This window comes from Agromyces sp. Y782, assembly GCF_059445405.1.
This window is the reverse complement of sequence record NZ_JCAIUG010000001.1, coordinates 1,250,307-1,265,495: the sequence shown is the minus strand read 5'-3', so window position 1 is coordinate 1,265,495 and position 15,189 is coordinate 1,250,307. Positions and strand designations below refer to the sequence as shown.

General features: G+C 69.1%; 11 protein-coding genes and 1 tRNA gene. 9 read left to right on the top strand and 3 right to left on the bottom strand.

Going from position 1 to position 15,189, the window contains the following annotated elements:
- Window positions 1–167 precede the first annotated feature (167 nt).
- The 5 genes from AC1C2S_RS05860 to AC1C2S_RS05840 all read left to right on the top strand — a co-directional run bounded on the left by AC1C2S_RS05860 (window position 168) and on the right by AC1C2S_RS05840 (window position 4,464).
- Window positions 168–332 (top strand): hypothetical protein, encoded by a 165-nt coding sequence (locus AC1C2S_RS05860; protein WP_495351591.1) that lies wholly within the window; start codon window positions 168–170, stop codon window positions 330–332.
- Window positions 333–336: 4 nt separating this feature from the next.
- A complete protein-coding gene (locus AC1C2S_RS05855; RefSeq protein ID WP_495351590.1) occupies window positions 337–990 on the top strand; it encodes a PH domain-containing protein in 654 nt (217 codons plus the stop codon).
- A gap of 172 nt (window positions 991–1,162) precedes the next feature.
- A tRNA-Tyr gene (locus tag AC1C2S_RS05850) sits at window positions 1,163–1,247 on the top strand.
- Window positions 1,248–1,306: 59 nt separating this feature from the next.
- Window positions 1,307–2,179: an inositol monophosphatase family protein gene (locus AC1C2S_RS05845; protein WP_495351589.1), complete on the top strand. Its 873-nt coding sequence runs from the start codon at window positions 1,307–1,309 to the stop codon at window positions 2,177–2,179.
- 998 nt (window positions 2,180–3,177) lie between these two features.
- On the top strand, window positions 3,178–4,464 hold the full coding sequence (locus tag AC1C2S_RS05840) for a M23 family metallopeptidase (RefSeq protein ID WP_495351588.1): 1,287 nt from the start codon (window positions 3,178–3,180) through the stop codon (window positions 4,462–4,464).
- A gap of 85 nt (window positions 4,465–4,549) precedes the next feature.
- Here AC1C2S_RS05840 and AC1C2S_RS05835 read toward each other — a convergent pair whose 3' ends face one another.
- Entirely contained in the window at window positions 4,550–6,232 is a 1,683-nt protein-coding gene (locus tag AC1C2S_RS05835) for a glycoside hydrolase family 13 protein (RefSeq protein ID WP_495351587.1), read from the bottom strand.
- 262 nt (window positions 6,233–6,494) lie between these two features.
- On the opposite strand from AC1C2S_RS05835, the gene AC1C2S_RS05830 reads away from it, so the two are divergent.
- The 4 genes from AC1C2S_RS05830 to AC1C2S_RS05815 all read left to right on the top strand — a co-directional run bounded on the left by AC1C2S_RS05830 (window position 6,495) and on the right by AC1C2S_RS05815 (window position 12,665).
- Entirely contained in the window at window positions 6,495–7,727 is a 1,233-nt protein-coding gene (locus AC1C2S_RS05830) for a sugar ABC transporter substrate-binding protein (protein ID WP_495351586.1), read from the top strand.
- A gap of 170 nt (window positions 7,728–7,897) precedes the next feature.
- Window positions 7,898–9,517, top strand: coding sequence for an ABC transporter permease subunit (locus AC1C2S_RS05825; protein WP_495351585.1), 1,620 nt, complete (start codon window positions 7,898–7,900; stop codon window positions 9,515–9,517).
- Window positions 9,514–10,512, top strand: coding sequence for a sugar ABC transporter permease (locus tag AC1C2S_RS05820; RefSeq protein ID WP_495353202.1), 999 nt, complete (start codon window positions 9,514–9,516; stop codon window positions 10,510–10,512). The genes AC1C2S_RS05825 and AC1C2S_RS05820 overlap by 4 nt, the downstream gene beginning before the upstream one ends.
- A 242-nt stretch (window positions 10,513–10,754) precedes the next feature.
- Window positions 10,755–12,665: a glycoside hydrolase family 13 protein gene (locus tag AC1C2S_RS05815; RefSeq protein WP_495351584.1), complete on the top strand. Its 1,911-nt coding sequence runs from the start codon at window positions 10,755–10,757 to the stop codon at window positions 12,663–12,665.
- Between the two features lie 28 nt (window positions 12,666–12,693).
- On the opposite strand, the gene AC1C2S_RS05810 is transcribed toward AC1C2S_RS05815, so the two are convergent.
- Together AC1C2S_RS05810 and AC1C2S_RS05805 are read right to left on the bottom strand one after the other, a co-directional pair.
- Window positions 12,694–14,754, bottom strand: coding sequence for a COG1470 family protein (locus AC1C2S_RS05810; protein WP_495351583.1), 2,061 nt, complete (start codon window positions 14,752–14,754; stop codon window positions 12,694–12,696).
- A gap of 84 nt (window positions 14,755–14,838) precedes the next feature.
- Window positions 14,839–15,156 carry a PAAR domain-containing protein gene (locus tag AC1C2S_RS05805; RefSeq protein ID WP_495351582.1) on the bottom strand — a complete coding sequence of 106 codons (318 nt, stop codon included), beginning with the start codon at window positions 15,154–15,156 and terminating at the stop codon, window positions 14,839–14,841.
- Between the last annotated feature and the right edge of the window lie 33 nt (window positions 15,157–15,189).

Sequence of the window (15,189 nt, the reverse complement as noted above, 5' to 3'; positions counted from 1 at the left end):
ATCCTATCGTTCGGCACCGTCCCGGCCATCGAACACGGGTGCGGGAACGGCCGCCGCGCCGCGTGGCGCGTTGTCTCTGCTCACCGGGTGCGGTAGAAATGCCTGTCGGGGCCGGCTCACGGGGGTAGCGGCTTGCCCGCACTCGCCGTCTCGAAGGGAATACGCCCGTGAAGTGGCTCAAAGGCATCGCAGTTGCGTTGGTCGTGATCTTCGCCCTCTTCTACATGATCAGCCGGCCCGAAGACGCCGCGAACGTCGTACAGGGCGCGTTCGGCGCGGTCGTCTCGGCCTCCGAAGCAGTGGGCAGGTTCTTCACCTCGCTCGCCGCGTGACGTCATGAGCGTGTTCGGCTTCGATCCTCGCGTCGAACGGCACCTCATCGCCGACGAGGGAGAGGTGGTCGTCGACGAGGTGCGCAAGCACTGGGCCGCGATCGCCGGCGCGATCCTCGAGGTGCTCGCCGCGGTGCCGGCCTTGCTCCTGTTGGCCTGGGTGCCGCAGCAGCTCTACTGGCTTCCGCTCTTCCTCGCACTCTTCCTCGTGCTGCACGGGCTGTGGCGCATTCTGCAGGCCCGAATGGACCGCTTCGTGATCACCAACATGCGGGTGTTCCGCGTGCACGGCATCCTGTCGCAGCGCATCGCCACCATGCCGATCTCCCGAATCCTCGACATCTCGGTGCACACCCCGCTCATCGGCCGCGTCTTCGGGTACGGGCACTTCGTCTTCGAGTCGGCGGCGCAAGACCAGGGTCTCCGGGAGATCCGGTTCGTCGGTTCCCCCGACCAGCGCGGGGCGACGATCCAGCGGGTCATCCAGCGCTCCGGCCTGCGGGGCCCCGCTCGCCCCATGGACCGCGACGAGCAGCATGAGCATGCTCCGCGAGAGCGCCGCTACGACCCTGCGCCGCAGCCAGATCTCTACGACACGACCCCGCCGAGCGACCAGAACGACACCGCCGAGATGCCCTGGTGGCGCGCGTCGAGCTGAGGTGCATCGCGTCGAACTGAGGCGCTGCGGCATCCGCTTCGTGAATTTCAGGCCGTCGGATGCCTCGCGGAGGGCGGTCCGTCTCCGGGCCGAGCGCCGATTTCTCGCACCGGCCCCCTCCGGGTATCCTTGACAGGCTCCCGGTTGTGTGCAGAACGTGGTCGGGCGCGATGGCGAGTTACCCAAGCGGCCAAAGGGATCTGACTGTAAATCAGACTGCTCAGCATTCGGGGGTTCGAATCCCTCACTCGCCACCAGAGAAGCCCCGGTTCGCCGGGGCTTTCATGGTTCCAGCCGCCGCGAGTAGCGTGAAGGCATGAGCGAATTCGAGTCGGCGACCGGTGACGATGCAACGACGAGCCTCGACCGGGCACCGGATGTCGAGGCATCCGCCGCACTGCTCGACCTCGCCCGACGCATCGCCGTGCAGGCGGCGGAGTTCGCGCTCGAAGAGCGGCGCGGGGGCGTGAGCGTCGCCGCCACGAAATCCTCGCCCGTCGACGTCGTCACCGCGGTCGATCGTGACACCGAAGCACTCATCCGCCGACTCATCCTCGAAGCTCGGCCCGACGACGGAATCCTCGGCGAAGAAGACGCCGGCCACATCGGCACGAGTGGCATCAACTGGGTCGTCGACCCGATCGACGGAACCGTGAACTTCCTCTACGGCATCCCGGCATGGTCGATCAGCATCGCCGTCGTCGACGGACCGCCCGAGCCCCGCACGTGGACCGCGCTCGCCGCCGTCGTCGTCAACCCCGTCACGGGCGAGGTCTTCGAGGCGAGCACCGGGGGCGGGGCACGACTCGGCACGCGCGAGCTCCAGGTGAACGCGGATGTCCCGCTGGGCCTCGCCCTCGTCGGCACCGGCTTCTCGTACTCGGCCGAGAATCGGCGTGCACAGGCCGCGGTGCTGTCGACCGTGCTGCCGGAAGTACGGGACATCCGTCGTGCCGGCTCCGCCGCCCTCGACCTCTGCGCTGTCGCCGCCGGCCGCCTCGACGCGTACTACGAACGCGGCCTGAATCCGTGGGATCACGCGGCCGGCGCGCTGATCGCCCGAGAGGCCGGCGCCCGCGTCGGCGGACCCGACGGCGGGCCCGCGACGGTCGAACTCGTGCTCGCGGCGGCCCCCGGCCTGTACGGCGAAGTCGCAGCGGTGCTGCGTGAGGCGGGCCTGCAGGCGTGATGCGCCGGATGCGACGCGAGCGGTGGGTGGGCGGCGGCGCCACGCTGCGGCGCACGGTCGACCGTCGTTCCCGGGTTCCCGGGTTCCCGGGTTCCCGGGTTCACGCGGATGTCGCGGCTCTCGAGTGCCGAGGCATCCGACGATCTCCATTCCACGTGGCGCGCAGTGCCGTGAGAGGCTAGTCTTTACCAATCCGTTATCTCGGCGTGATGCCGAGATGAGCACCTCCCCAACACACTGTTCGCCCTACGACGCCGAGAGTCCCCCCTTACGTGCTCGAGTCCCCCCTCGTGCCCGACGGTTCATCGCCAGGCACCCAAGTCCCGTCGCTGCCCGAGCGACCCCTGACTCGACGTGAACTGCGTGAACGCGAAGCGGCTGCGGCGAATCGCGCCGGCGCTGCGCAGGAGTTCCTGGCACCGGTGAGCCAGCCGAGCTTCGACGAGCTGTTCGGCCTCGCGGGTGGCGGTGCGCCGTCGCCGTCGGTCACGGGTTCGACCCCTTCCGCTGCGAGCTCGGTGTCGCCCTCGGTTTCGACAGCTGCCCAGTGGCAGGCCGCGCCGGCTGTGGCGCCGGAGGTCTCTTGGCTGCAGGGTCCGGGAGTTCCGCCGGCTGCGGCGCCGGAGGTCTCCTGGCAGCAGGGTCCGGGAGTTCCGCCGGTTGCGGCGCCGGAGGTCTCTTGGCTGCAGGGTCCGGGAGTTCCGCCGGTTGCGGCGCCGGAGGTCTCTTGGCTGCAGGGTCCGGGAGTTCCGCCGGTTGCGGCGCCACCGACATGGCCGGTGAATCCAGCCCTGGTCGTACCGGCCCCCGCGTCGGAACCCGCGTCGCCGCAGCCTCGCCCCTCGACGGATCCCGTCCCTTCCTCTCGTTCCGCTATCGCAGCACCCTCCACTTCCGCTCCGAGACCTCAGGCCGAACCGGTCGACCATCCCGTCGACAGGAACTCGGCCTTCGATGTTTCCGGGCGCGACGCGGCCGCCCGGGGCGGATTCGACGCGTTGTTCGCCGGACTCGGCGACGACGAGCCCGATGCGCCGCACGGCGGCACCCGCCGCGACGACCGTGGTCACGACACGGGCTCTCGTGCGCCGAAGCCGTCGCGAGCCGAGCGCAAGGCTGCCAAGTCCGTGGCGCCCGGCCCTCGCCGGGGTGCTCCCGTCGCCGCTCCCGAGCGTGTTGGTGCGTCAGCGGCCGATGACTTCGCCGCCGTGATCTCGGCGTCCGCGGGTGCGCGGGCCCCGCTCGGTGAGGCCGCAGGCGCCGCCCTGGCAGCGACCGCCGCTGTGCGCTTCGACGGGCCGCCCGTGCCGGCGCCCGCCACGCCCGCCGTGCGGTTCGATGAACCGACGTTCCCATCCGGGCGCGACGAATCCCCGATGACCGCGGACGATCCGCGCGAACACGGCATCCCGTGGCAGCCGACGACCACCGTGCCGGCATCCGCCGACCATCGCCCACGCCGCACGACCGGCGCGGCAGCGACACCCGCAGATGCACGCACTCACGGCTCGGCGCGACGGGCTCCTGCGCCGAGCGCGCCGTCGCATCCTGCTCCCCGGAACCGCGTGAAGCGTGGCAGCCGCGCGGGCCGCATGGCCAGCGCATTCGCGGCGATGGGATTCGTTGCGCTGCTGGCCGTCGCGACATCCGTACCAGCGCTCTCGTTGCTGTCGCCGGCCGAGGTGCAGGCCATGGCGCTCGAACGGGCGACCATCGGCACCGAGCCCGGCCAACAGGTCGAGATCACGGGCGGCACGCTTGCACAGACGATCGATCGCGAAGGCTACGAAACGCAGACGATCGACGAGTATGCGCGTGCAGCCGGCATCCGGGCCGAGGCGACCTTCACGAACAACCCGGCCGGCACCATCCAGTGGCCGTTCGCGGTCGGCGTGCACATCGGCGACCGATTCGGCTACCGCGACTGCGCCGGCTGTTCGAGTGACCATGGCGGCCAGGACTTCAACCCGGGGCTCGGAGCCGAGATTCAGGCCATCGCCGACGGCACGGTCTCGAACTCGACCGACGCAGGCGGATCCCTCGGCGTGGTCATGATGATCGATCACGTGATCGACGGAGACATCGTCACGAGCGTCTACGCGCACATGCAGTACGACTCGCGCCGGTTCGAGACCGGCGACACCGTCAAGGTCGGCGACGTGATCGGCTCGACCGGTGACACGGGCATGTCGACCGGGCCGCACCTGCACTTCGAGATCCGCCTCGGCGGCATCGACGGTGTCAAGGTCGACTCGCTCGAATGGCTCTACGCGAACACCAACTGACGATCGGCGCGGTCGCACGCATTCGGTGCCGCCGGTCGCTCGTTCGGCGGTGCGCGGCGCGGGCCACGTCGCCGCGCGGCGCGAGCTACGCCGTGAGCCAGACCGTGGTGTCGGAGGGCAGTGTGCGCCCGTCGAGCGGCTCGCTCGCGAGCAATACATCGCCCTCGGGCAGCTCGACCGGCGCATCACCCGTGTTCGCAACCACGACGACATCACCGTTGCGGAAGGCCACGACCGGGTCGGCGTATCCGTTCAGCCACTCGAGGGTGCCGGCACCGAGGTCGTGCGCGCGCCGCAGCGCGAGCGCATCACGGTAGAGCGACAGTGTCGAGGATGCGTCGTCGCGCTGGCGATCGCGCGCCAGCTCCGCCCACTGCGCGGGCTGCGGCAGCCACGAGGCATCCGTCGGTCCGAAGCCGTACGAGGGCGCTGCGGATTCCCAGGGCAGCGGCACGCGGCATCCGTCACGGCCGTAGCGCTCGCCGTTCGTGCGGAACCAGGTCGGGTCTTGACGGGCGTTGTCGGGCAGGTCGATGACCTCGGGCAGGCCGAGTTCTTCGCCCTGGTAGAGGTAGACCGAGCCGGGCAGTGCGAGCATGAGGGCGGTCGCGGCGCGGGCGCGGCGCAGGCCCGGCGCATACTCGGGCAGCCCCTTCGAACGCGCGCCGAGGCCGTGACCCTGCGGGTTCGCCTCGGTAACCGAGAGCCGGGTCGCGTGGCGCACGACGTCGTGGTTGGAGAGCACCCAGGTCGAGGGTGCGCCGACGGCGGAGAACGCGTCGAGCGAGGCATCGATGACGTTTCGCAACGCGTCGGCGTTCCACGGTGTCTCGAGGTAGGCGAAGTTGAAGGCCTGGTGCATCTCGTCTGGGCGCACCCACTTCGCGACGCGGGGCAGCGGGTCGACCCATGCCTCGGCCGCGAGGACGCGGTCGCCGGGGTATTCGTCGAGCAGCGCCCGCCAGTCGCGGTAGACCTCGTGCACGCCGTCTTGAGCCCAGTAGGGCGCGCTGTCGCCGGGCTCGACGGAGATCTCGGGTTCGAGGGGCACTCCGGATGCCGCGGCCGCGCCGCCGCCCATGCTGCCGCCCTCGACCGGGGGAGTGTAGTCGGGCAGCCCCTCGGCCTTGATCAGGCCGTGGGCCACGTCGACGCGGAAGCCGTCGACACCGCGATCGAGCCAGAACCGCAGGATGCGGCGGAACTCCTCGCGCACCTCTTCGTTGGTCCAGTCGAAGTCGGGCTGGGAGCTGTCGAAGAGATGCAGGTACCACTGGCCGGGGGTGCCGTCGGCTTCGAGCACGCGCGTCCACGCGGGCCCGCCGAAGACCGACTCCCAGTTGTTCGGCGGCAGCTCGCCGGCGGGGCCGCGGCCGTCGCGGAAGAGGTAGCGAGCGCGCTCGGCGCTGCCGGGCGCCGCGGCGAGCGCCGCCTGGAACCACACATGCCGATCTGACGAGTGGTTGGGCACGAGATCGACGATGACGCGGATGTCGCGGCCGTGCGCCTCGGCGACCATCAGGTCGAAGTCGGCGAGTGTGCCGAAGCGCGGGTCGACGTCGCAGTAGTCGGCGACGTCGTATCCGCCGTCGCGCTGGGGAGAGGTGTAGAACGGCGAGAGCCAGATGGCGTCGATGCCGAGCTCCTGCAGCGCGCCGAGGCGCGACGTGATGCCGGCGAGGTCGCCCATGCCGTCGCCATTCGCATCGGCGAACGACCGGGGGTAGATCTGGTAGATCGCGGCGGTGCGCCACCATTCGGAAGTCATTGTGAAACTGTACGACATCTCATCAGGTGATGGAAACGCTTGCAGCGTCGGCGCTTCACTTGATGGTTACAAACCGGTATCAATGCGGGTCGGGCGGTTTGGTAATGAGCCTCACGCAAGGTATACCTGTAATCGCTTGCACTATGCGGGCATTTCAACGGAAGAACGGCCTTTCGGGCACGGTGCCCGTTCCACATGCGGAACGGGGGTGGATCCACCGGGCGAAGGCGCCGATCTCACGCACACTGAGAAGGGCACACCAATGAGGGTGAACAAGAAGAGCCTCCTCGCTGCCGGGGCCGTCGCAGTCATCGCGACGCTCGGTCTCGCGAGCTGCTCCGCCGGCGACAGCGGCTCCGAAGGCGAGGCCTCGTCGAGCGGCACGCTGACGGTCTGGGTCGACGCCGAGCGCGTCGATGCACTGCAGGCCGCGGCCGACGCCTACTCCGAGGAGAAGGGCGTCGAGGTCGAACTCGTCGGCAAGGACAACGCCGACATCAAGGACGACTTCATCCAGCAGGTGCCGACCGGCAAGGGCCCCGACATCACGATGGGTGCACACGACTGGCTTGGCGAGCTCTCGACCAACGGCGTGGTCGCGCCCATCGAGCTCGGCGACTCGGCCGCCGACTACCTCCCGGTCGCGATCGACGCGTCGACCTACGAGGGCACCGTCTACATGCTCCCCTACGCGGTCGAGAACATCGCGGTGCTCCGCAATGCCGACCTCATCCCCGACGCCGCGACGAGCTTCGACGACATGATCGCCAAGGGCCAGGCCGCAGGCCTCGCGCAGCCGTTCGTCGTCGAGCAGGGCGCCGAGGGCAACCCGTACCACCTCTACCCCTTCCAGACCGCGTTCGGCGCTCCCGTCTTCGGCAGCAACGACGAGGGCTACGACCCGAGCGACCTGCAGATCGGCAACGCGGGCGGCGAGCAGTTCGCCACGTGGCTCGGCAGCCAGGGCAAGAACGGCACGGGCGTCTTCAACACCGACATCGACGGTGACATCGCCAAGCAGGCCTTCATCGACGGCACCGCGGCCTTCTGGCTGACCGGTCCGTGGAACGTCGGCGCTGCGACCGACGCGGGCATCAACGTCGCGATCGACTCCGTGCCGAGCCCGACCGCTGAGGTCGCGTCGCCGTTCGCCGGTGTCAAGGGCTTCTTCGTCTCGTCCGAGTCGAAGAACAAGGTCGCCGCGAACGACTTCCTCGTCAACTACATCGGCACCGAAGACGTGCAGCTCGAGCTCTTCAAGGCCGGCAACGTGCTCCCCGCCCTCTCGGCTGCCGCTGAGACCGCGTCGAAGGACCCGATCGTCGCCGGCTTCGCGGCCGTCGGCGCCGAGGCCGTGCCGATGCCCGCCATCCCGGCCATGGGAGCCGTCTGGCAGTACTGGGGCATCGCCGAGGCCGACATCATCAACGGTGCCGACCCGGTCGCCACGTGGCAGAAGCTTGCCGCCGACGTGCAGGCTGCGATCGGCGAGTAACGACTGATCGGATGCCGGTGGTCGCGTAGCGACGCAGGAGCGTATCGAGACCCGCGGGTCTCGATACGCTCGCTTCTCGGCCACCGGCCGGTCTCGATACGCGCTTCGCGCTACTCGACCAACGAACAGGGCTCCGCGCCACTCGAGCGACGAACAGGATGAGCGAAGGCATGACGACGGGAATCGACGACGAGGTCTCGGCGGCGACGCCGCAGAAGCCGACGAAGAAGCAGCGACGGGCGGCGAACATCGCCGACGCGGCATCCGGTGGGCTGAAGATGCTGCTGCTGAAGCTGTTGATGCTCGGCATCGTCGACGCGATCGCGATCTACGCCGTCATCATCCTCGCGACCGCCGAACAGTGGCTCGTCGCGGCGATCGTCGCCGTCGTGGCCGCGATCGTCAACTGGATCTACTTCTCACGGCGCAAGCTCCCCGCGAAGTACCTCGCACCCGGCGTCATCTTCCTCGTCGTGTTCCAGGTCTTCGTGCTCGTCTACACGGGCTACATCGCCTTCACGAACTACGGCACCGGCCACAACGGCTCGAAAGAACAGGCCGTCTCGTCGCTCATGGCCTCGTCGCTGCAGCGCGTCGAGGACTCGCCGACCTACCCCGTCACCGTCGTCGATCAGGGCGGAACGCTCGGCCTGCTCGTGACGGATCCCGACGGCGAAGCGCTCGTCGGCACGAACGACCAGCCCCTCGCCCCGGTCGACGCCGACGTCGAGGGCGGCAAGGCCGTCGCAGTCGACGGATGGACGACCCTGCAGTTCGCCGACGTGATCGCCCGCACCGACGAGATCACCGCCCTCGCCGTGCCGTTCTCCGACGACCCGAACGACGGAGCGCTGCGCACGCCCGACGGCTCGAGCGCCTACCTCTACCTCTCGAACCTCGAGTACGACGAGGCCGCCGGCACGATGACGAACCTCGAGACCGGCACCGTGTACTCCGACGTCGGTACGGGCGCGTTCACCTCCGACGACGGCGAGCAGTTGCTGCCCGGCTGGCAGATCGTCGTCGGCTTCGACAACTTCGTGCGCGCCGTGACCGACGAGCGCCTTGCGGGTCCGCTCGTCTACGTGACGCTCTGGACCTTCGCGTTCGCGCTCATCTCCGTCGCGTCGACGTTCTTCCTGGGCCTCTTCCTCGCGATCGTGTTCAACGACATGCGGATGAAGGGGCGCAAGTACTACCGAGTGCTCATGATCCTTCCGTACGCGATCCCGTCGTTCCTGTCGGCGCTGATCTGGGCCGGCATGATGAACGAGAGCTTCGGCTTCATCAACCAGGTGCTGTTCGGCGGGGCATCCATACCGTGGTTGACCGACCCGGTGCTCGCCAAGTTCTCGGTGCTCCTCGTGAATCTCTGGCTCGGCTTCCCGTACATGTTCCTCGTGTGCACCGGTGCGCTGCAGTCGATCCCCGAGGAGCTGCAGGAGGCCGCGACCGTCGACGGCGCGAAACCGTGGGCGGTGTTCCGCCTCATCAAGCTGCCGTTGCTGCTCGTCTCGGTCGCTCCGCTCCTGATCGCGTCGTTCGCGTTCAACTTCAACAACTTCAACGTGATCTACATGCTCACCGACGGCGGGCCGCGCGACTCGAATGCGCCGATACCCGTCGGCTTCACCGACATCCTCATTTCGATGGTCTACAAGGTGGCGTTCACCGGGCAGACTCGCGACTACGGTCTGGCGAGCGCCTACTCGATCATCATCTTCATCATCGTGGCCCTGATCGCGGTCATCGCGTTCCGTCGCACCAAGTCGCTCGAGGAGCTGAACTGATGGCCGCCCAGCAGCCCGTTCCCGGAACCCAGACCGGTCTCATCGCCGGCGAGATCGACGAGTTCGCGGATGCCTCGACGCGCGCGAGCGTCGTCGTGCCACGCGGCGGCGGCGGCCGCCCGAGCCTGCCTCGCAAGCCGTTCAACTTCCGTCGCTGGTTCGGCGCGACGGGCTGGCGCCACATCGTCGGCGTCGTGATGGTGATCTTCTCGCTGTTCCCGATCGTGTTCGTGATCTCATCGTCGCTGAACCCGCAGGGCACGCTCACGGGGTCGAACGCGCTCTTCTCGAAGATCGGCCTCGACAGCTACGTTCGCATCCTCACCAACCCGCAGGTGCCGTTCCTGACCTGGTTCGGCAACACGCTCATGATCGCGGGCATCACGGCGGTGCTGACGGTGTTCCTCGGGGCGCTCGCCGCGTATTCCTTCTCGCGCATGCGCTTCAAGGGTCGCCGTTTCGGCCTCATCTCGATCGTCGTCGTGCAGATGTTCCCGCAGTTGCTCGCCGTCGTCGCGATCTTCCTGCTGATGAGTGCGATCGGCGACTGGTTCCCGGCGATCGGCCTGAACACGCACGTCGGCCTCATCATGGTGTACCTCGGCGGCGCGCTCGGCGTGAACACGTACCTCATGTACGGCTTCTTCAACACGGTGCCGGCGTCGATCGACGAGGCGGCGAAGATCGACGGCGCGAGCCACGCGCGCATCTTCTTCACGATCATCCTGCGGCTCGTCGCCCCGATCCTCTCGGTCGTGGCGCTGCTTTCGTTCATCGCTTCGGTGAACGAGTTCGTCGTGGCATCCGTACTGCTCATCGACACCGACAAGCAGACGCTCGCCGTCGGCCTCACGAAGCTCGTCTCCAACCCGCGCTATGCGGACTGGAGCGCGTTCTCGGCCGGCGCGGTGATCGCGGCGCTGCCCGTCGTGGCGCTGTTCCTGTTCCTGCAGAAGTACATCGTCGGCGGCCTCACTGCCGGCGCCGTCAAATAGGCGAGCGGATGCCGCGTGGCGCGGCCTGCTCGTTGCGTGCGGCGCGTCTCTCTCTCCCCCCTCCCCCCCGCAGCAATTCAGGTGCGGAGGCGTGTCGCGCCACCGTATCGACCACCCTGCTCGCGACACGCCGCTCCCGTCCTGAATTGCTGCAGCGGTGGTGGGTGCCTGCAGGGGTGGTGGGTGGGTGATGGGGCTGTGGGTGGGTGATGGACGTGGGTGGGTCATGGAAAGGTGAAGGCATGCTGAAGCCGCACCATGACGGATCCCCGCTGCACGTGTCGAATGCGAGTCCCGCGCTCGGCGAGACGGTGCTCGTGCGCCTGCGGGTGCCCGAGACGTTCGGGCCGCTCTCGTGGGCGGGCACGAGGTCGAACCCGAACCACGAGCCGCGGTTCGACGAGGCATCCGTGGTCGCGACGATCGACGGCTGGCAGTGGTGGGAGGCCGCCGTCGAGGTCGAGAACCCCGTGCACGGCTACCGGTGGCTGCTGGTCGGTGAAGACGGCCGCCAGCACTGGCTGAACCAGCTCGGCCTGTCGTCGATCGAGACGCGCGATGACGACGACTTCAAGCTCGTCTCGCACGAGCCGGCGCCAGAGTGGGCGGCGTCGAGCGTCATGTACCAGGTGTTCCCCGATCGGTTCGCGAAATCCGGCGGGGCGCCCTTCGACGAGCTCAGAGAGCAGGGTGCGCTGCCCGAGTGGGCGATCCCCGCGGCGTGGAACGAGCCCCTCGACCCGGTGTATCCGGGGCGCTCGAAGCAGCTCTTCGGGGGCGACCTCGACGGTGTGCGCGAGAAGCTCGACCACCTCGAGTCGCTCGGCGTCGACCTGCTGTACCTGACGCCGGTGTTCCCGGCGCGATCGAATCACCGTTACGACGCGACGACGTTCAACCTCGTCGACCCGCTGCTCGGCGGCGACGAGGCACTCGTGCGGCTCGTCGAGGCGGCGCACGCCCGTGGCATCCGAGTCATCGGCGACCTCACGTCGAATCACTCGGGTGACGCGCACGAGTGGTTCCGTGCGGCGCAGGCCGATCCGGCCTCGCCCGAGCGCGACTTCTATTTCTTCCACCCCTCGACCGGCTCCGGGCACGAATCGAGCTACGAGTCGTGGCTCGGCGTGCCGAGCTTGCCGAAGTTCGACTGGAGCTCGACCGAGCTGCGTCGCCGTTTCATCGAGGGCCGCGACTCGGTCGTCGCGCGCTTCCTCGCGCCACCGTTCAACCTCGACGGCTGGCGCATCGACGTCGCCAACATGACCGGGCGTCTCGGGGCCGCCGACCTGAACGCCGAGGTGCGGCAGACGATCCGCCGCACCATGCTCGACGTGAACCCCGACACCATCCTGTTGGGCGAGTCGACGAACGACGCCGCAAGCGACTTCCAGGGCGACGCGTGGCATGGCGCGATGACCTACACGCCGTTCACCCGCCCGCTCTGGAGCTGGCTGCTCGAGCCGGGCAGCCACGGCGCCGGCGGCATCGGGTTCGCCCTCGACCGGGTGCCGACGTTCACCGGCGGCGACTTCCACGCTGCGCACACGCGCTTCGCAGCCGGGTTTCCCTGGCGCACCCGGCTCGCGACGATGAACGCGCTCGACACGCACGACACCCCGCGCTTCGCGACGAGCGCGCGGCCCGGCACGGTGCCGGCCGCCTTCGGGCTCGCCGTCACATTGCCCGGCATCCCGGTCGTCTGGGCCGGCGACGAGTTCGGCCTCACGGGTGAAGACGGCGAGGCCTCGCGCACGCCGATGCCGTGGGGGAGCGAAGCTTCGCCCGAGGTCGCTCCCGTGCTCGAGACGTATCGCACGCTGCTGCGCCTTCGGCGTGAGCATCCGGTGCTCGCGAGCGGCGGCATTCGGTGGCTCGCCGTCGGCGATGACGCGGTCGCGTTCGTGCGCGAGTCGGCCGAGGAGTGCGTGCTCGTGTTCGCGGCGCGCGCGGCGGCGACACTCGAGTTCGATGCGGCGGCGCTCGGCGGAGCGGATGCCGCGGTGCGCCGGTACGGCGACGTGCTGCTCGAGGCATCCGACCGTCGGGTCGGTCTCTCGACCGACGGCCCGGCCTTCGCGGTCTGGTCGCTCGCGGGAGTCGAACGTCCGGCGTGGGCGCCGCAGCCGCACACCACCGGTGCCGCCCGGTAGCTCGCGCTCGCCGCTCACCGCTCACTGCTCACAGTGGGAACGTCTCGGCGTCGCTGCCGATCCAGTGCGGCGGGACGCTGATCGCCGGTTGTTCACGGCCATCGCTGCGGTCGGCGCTGGTCGTCGGATCGTAGGTGAGGGTGGCGCCCTTCGCCCCGATCTCCCCGCCGTCGAAGGGGTCGTCGACGGTGAACGACAGCGTGACCGTTGCCTTCTCGCCCGGGTCGGGGCCGGGCAGGGTGCAGAGGCGGCCCACGAACGTGGTGCACCCGGCCGGCTGCCCGTCGAGCACGAGCCCCGAGGGCCACGTGAGTTCCAGTCCGAGCGTCCAGGAGCCGCCGTGATAGGACTCGACGTCGGCCGGAAGGTCCGAGGCGCTGACGTCGATCGTCGCGGTGACGCGCTCTCCCTGTGCTGCGTCGTCATCCGAATCCAACCTGACGTCTACCCCGAAGAGGCTCTCGCTGACGAGCAGGCCATCGGCGTCGCGGATCCACTGGTCGATCTCGGTCGGCGGTACGTCTCGGTCACCGATCGTGAGCGCGACGCCGTGCACGTTCACCGCTCCGACGCCGCGGGCGTCGTTCGGTTCGAACCACACTTCGATCGGCCGGTTGACGTTCTCGGGGTCGTTGGAACCGTCGATCAAGACGGTGCAGGTCGATGCTTCGCGGTCGAGCTGGATATTGCATCCCTGAGTGTCGTCGATGCCCTCGACGAAGGCCGGTGCGACCACCTGGAACGTGATCGTGGCCGGCTCGTCGGTTCCGTCGCCGAGCAGGGTCCGGTGGATGACGACCGCGGCATCCGGCCCCCCTTCGGTGAACTCGGCGTCGACGACTTCCAACCAGAACGGGTAGGGCTCGAGCGCGATGGGAATCGCGACCGCCTCGCCGAAGTCCGATCCGGCGCCGGTTTCGAGGGTCGTCGCCTCGCCGTCCTCGATCGCGACGATGCGCGTCGCTTCGGCGCTCACCTCCCCGGTGACTCCCGACGGCTGGGTCGCGAAGGTCAGCTCCGCGTCGCCGCCCCTGCTCGCGGGATCGATCAGGCACTCGTCGCCCGACTGCGGCCGGCCTTGCAGCGCAGGGTCGGCCTCGCGGCCGTCGGGTGCGACCCATCCCGTGCAGTCGTCATCACTGACGGTGAGGCCTTCCGGCCACTCGACTTCCACGGCGAGCCGGGCGCCATCGGGTGCGCCTTCGACCTCCGGGGCCAGTACGGCGATCACCGGGTCACCGGACTTCGCGCTCTCGTTCTCGAATGCGACGTCCATGGCGACGACATTCACGGGCTCGGGTGTCGGCGTCTCCGTGGCGGACTGAGACGCAGCCTCGGTGGGATTGCCGGTCAAGCCATTCCACGTGATCGCGCCGAGCCACACGACCAGCACGAGCGCCGCAGCCGCGGCGAGGCCGATCGCGGCCGTGAACGTCCATCCCTGAAGGAGGGGAAGCTGCGTGAAGGTCCCGTTCAGCGAGATCGACTGTTCGCCTTGCGGGGTGACCGTCACGACGAACGGATGCTGCGCGGCCTCACCTCGCCACAGCAGGCCCTTGGCGCGAACATCGAGGTCCACGCTCTCCGTGCTGTTGGCAGGCAGAGCCACCCGCGCGTGATCGATCGACACGACGAGTTCACCAGCGGAGACGGCGACGTCTGCGTCGGTGTGCGAGTTGCCGGCGTTGGCGATCGCGATCTCGGCCTCGGCGCTTCGCCGGCCCTGGAGCACCGGCGGCGAGAGCACGGCGGCCACGTCGGTGAACGACTGGATCGTGGCGAGGGCCTCGACGACCACGAACTCGTCGGGCCGCACCGCGGGAACGATGTGGAGCCGCACGACCAGATCTCCGACCGACCACCGGCCGGAGTACGGGAGGGTGATCGTCGCCGTGGCGGTACCGGTCTCACCGGGGTGCACGAGCAGGGTGTCGGGTTCGATCTCGACGAAGTCGGCTGCGTCGTCGACCACCGACAGATGGTAGGCCTCGACCTCATCGCCGTCGTTCCGAACGGTCAGCGTGAAGGCCCCCGCCTGTCCGGGGGTGACGGCGAGCGACGCGGGCTCGATGTCGGCGACCGTGGCCATTCTCCGACGCTACGGCGAGGCACCGGAGCTCGCGTCGGCCCTCCGACCCGCCATCGGGGCAGATCTGCTGCCCTTTGGGCCACGTCACCCCCCGATGATGACGTTCACGGCGCCGGGTCCCGGCGCGATCGGGATCCCGTGCATCGTGAGGTCGCCGACGCGAGCGGCGGGAAAGGCGCCGATCAGCACGGTCAGGCTGCCCTGGGCGATGCCGTTCGGTGCGGGCGACGCGCAGGCGATGCCACCGGGTACGAGGTTCGCGACGGCGGCCGGCATCCCGCCGATGATGACATTGAGCGCGCCCGCTGCCGGCGTGATCGGCCCGCCCACATGCGGGGTGACCCCATCGACGAGCGCGCACAGGGCGACGTCGCCGACGCGGAGGGCAGGACCAGTGGGCATGACTTCACGGTAGCTCCGCTCGATGCGGCGACT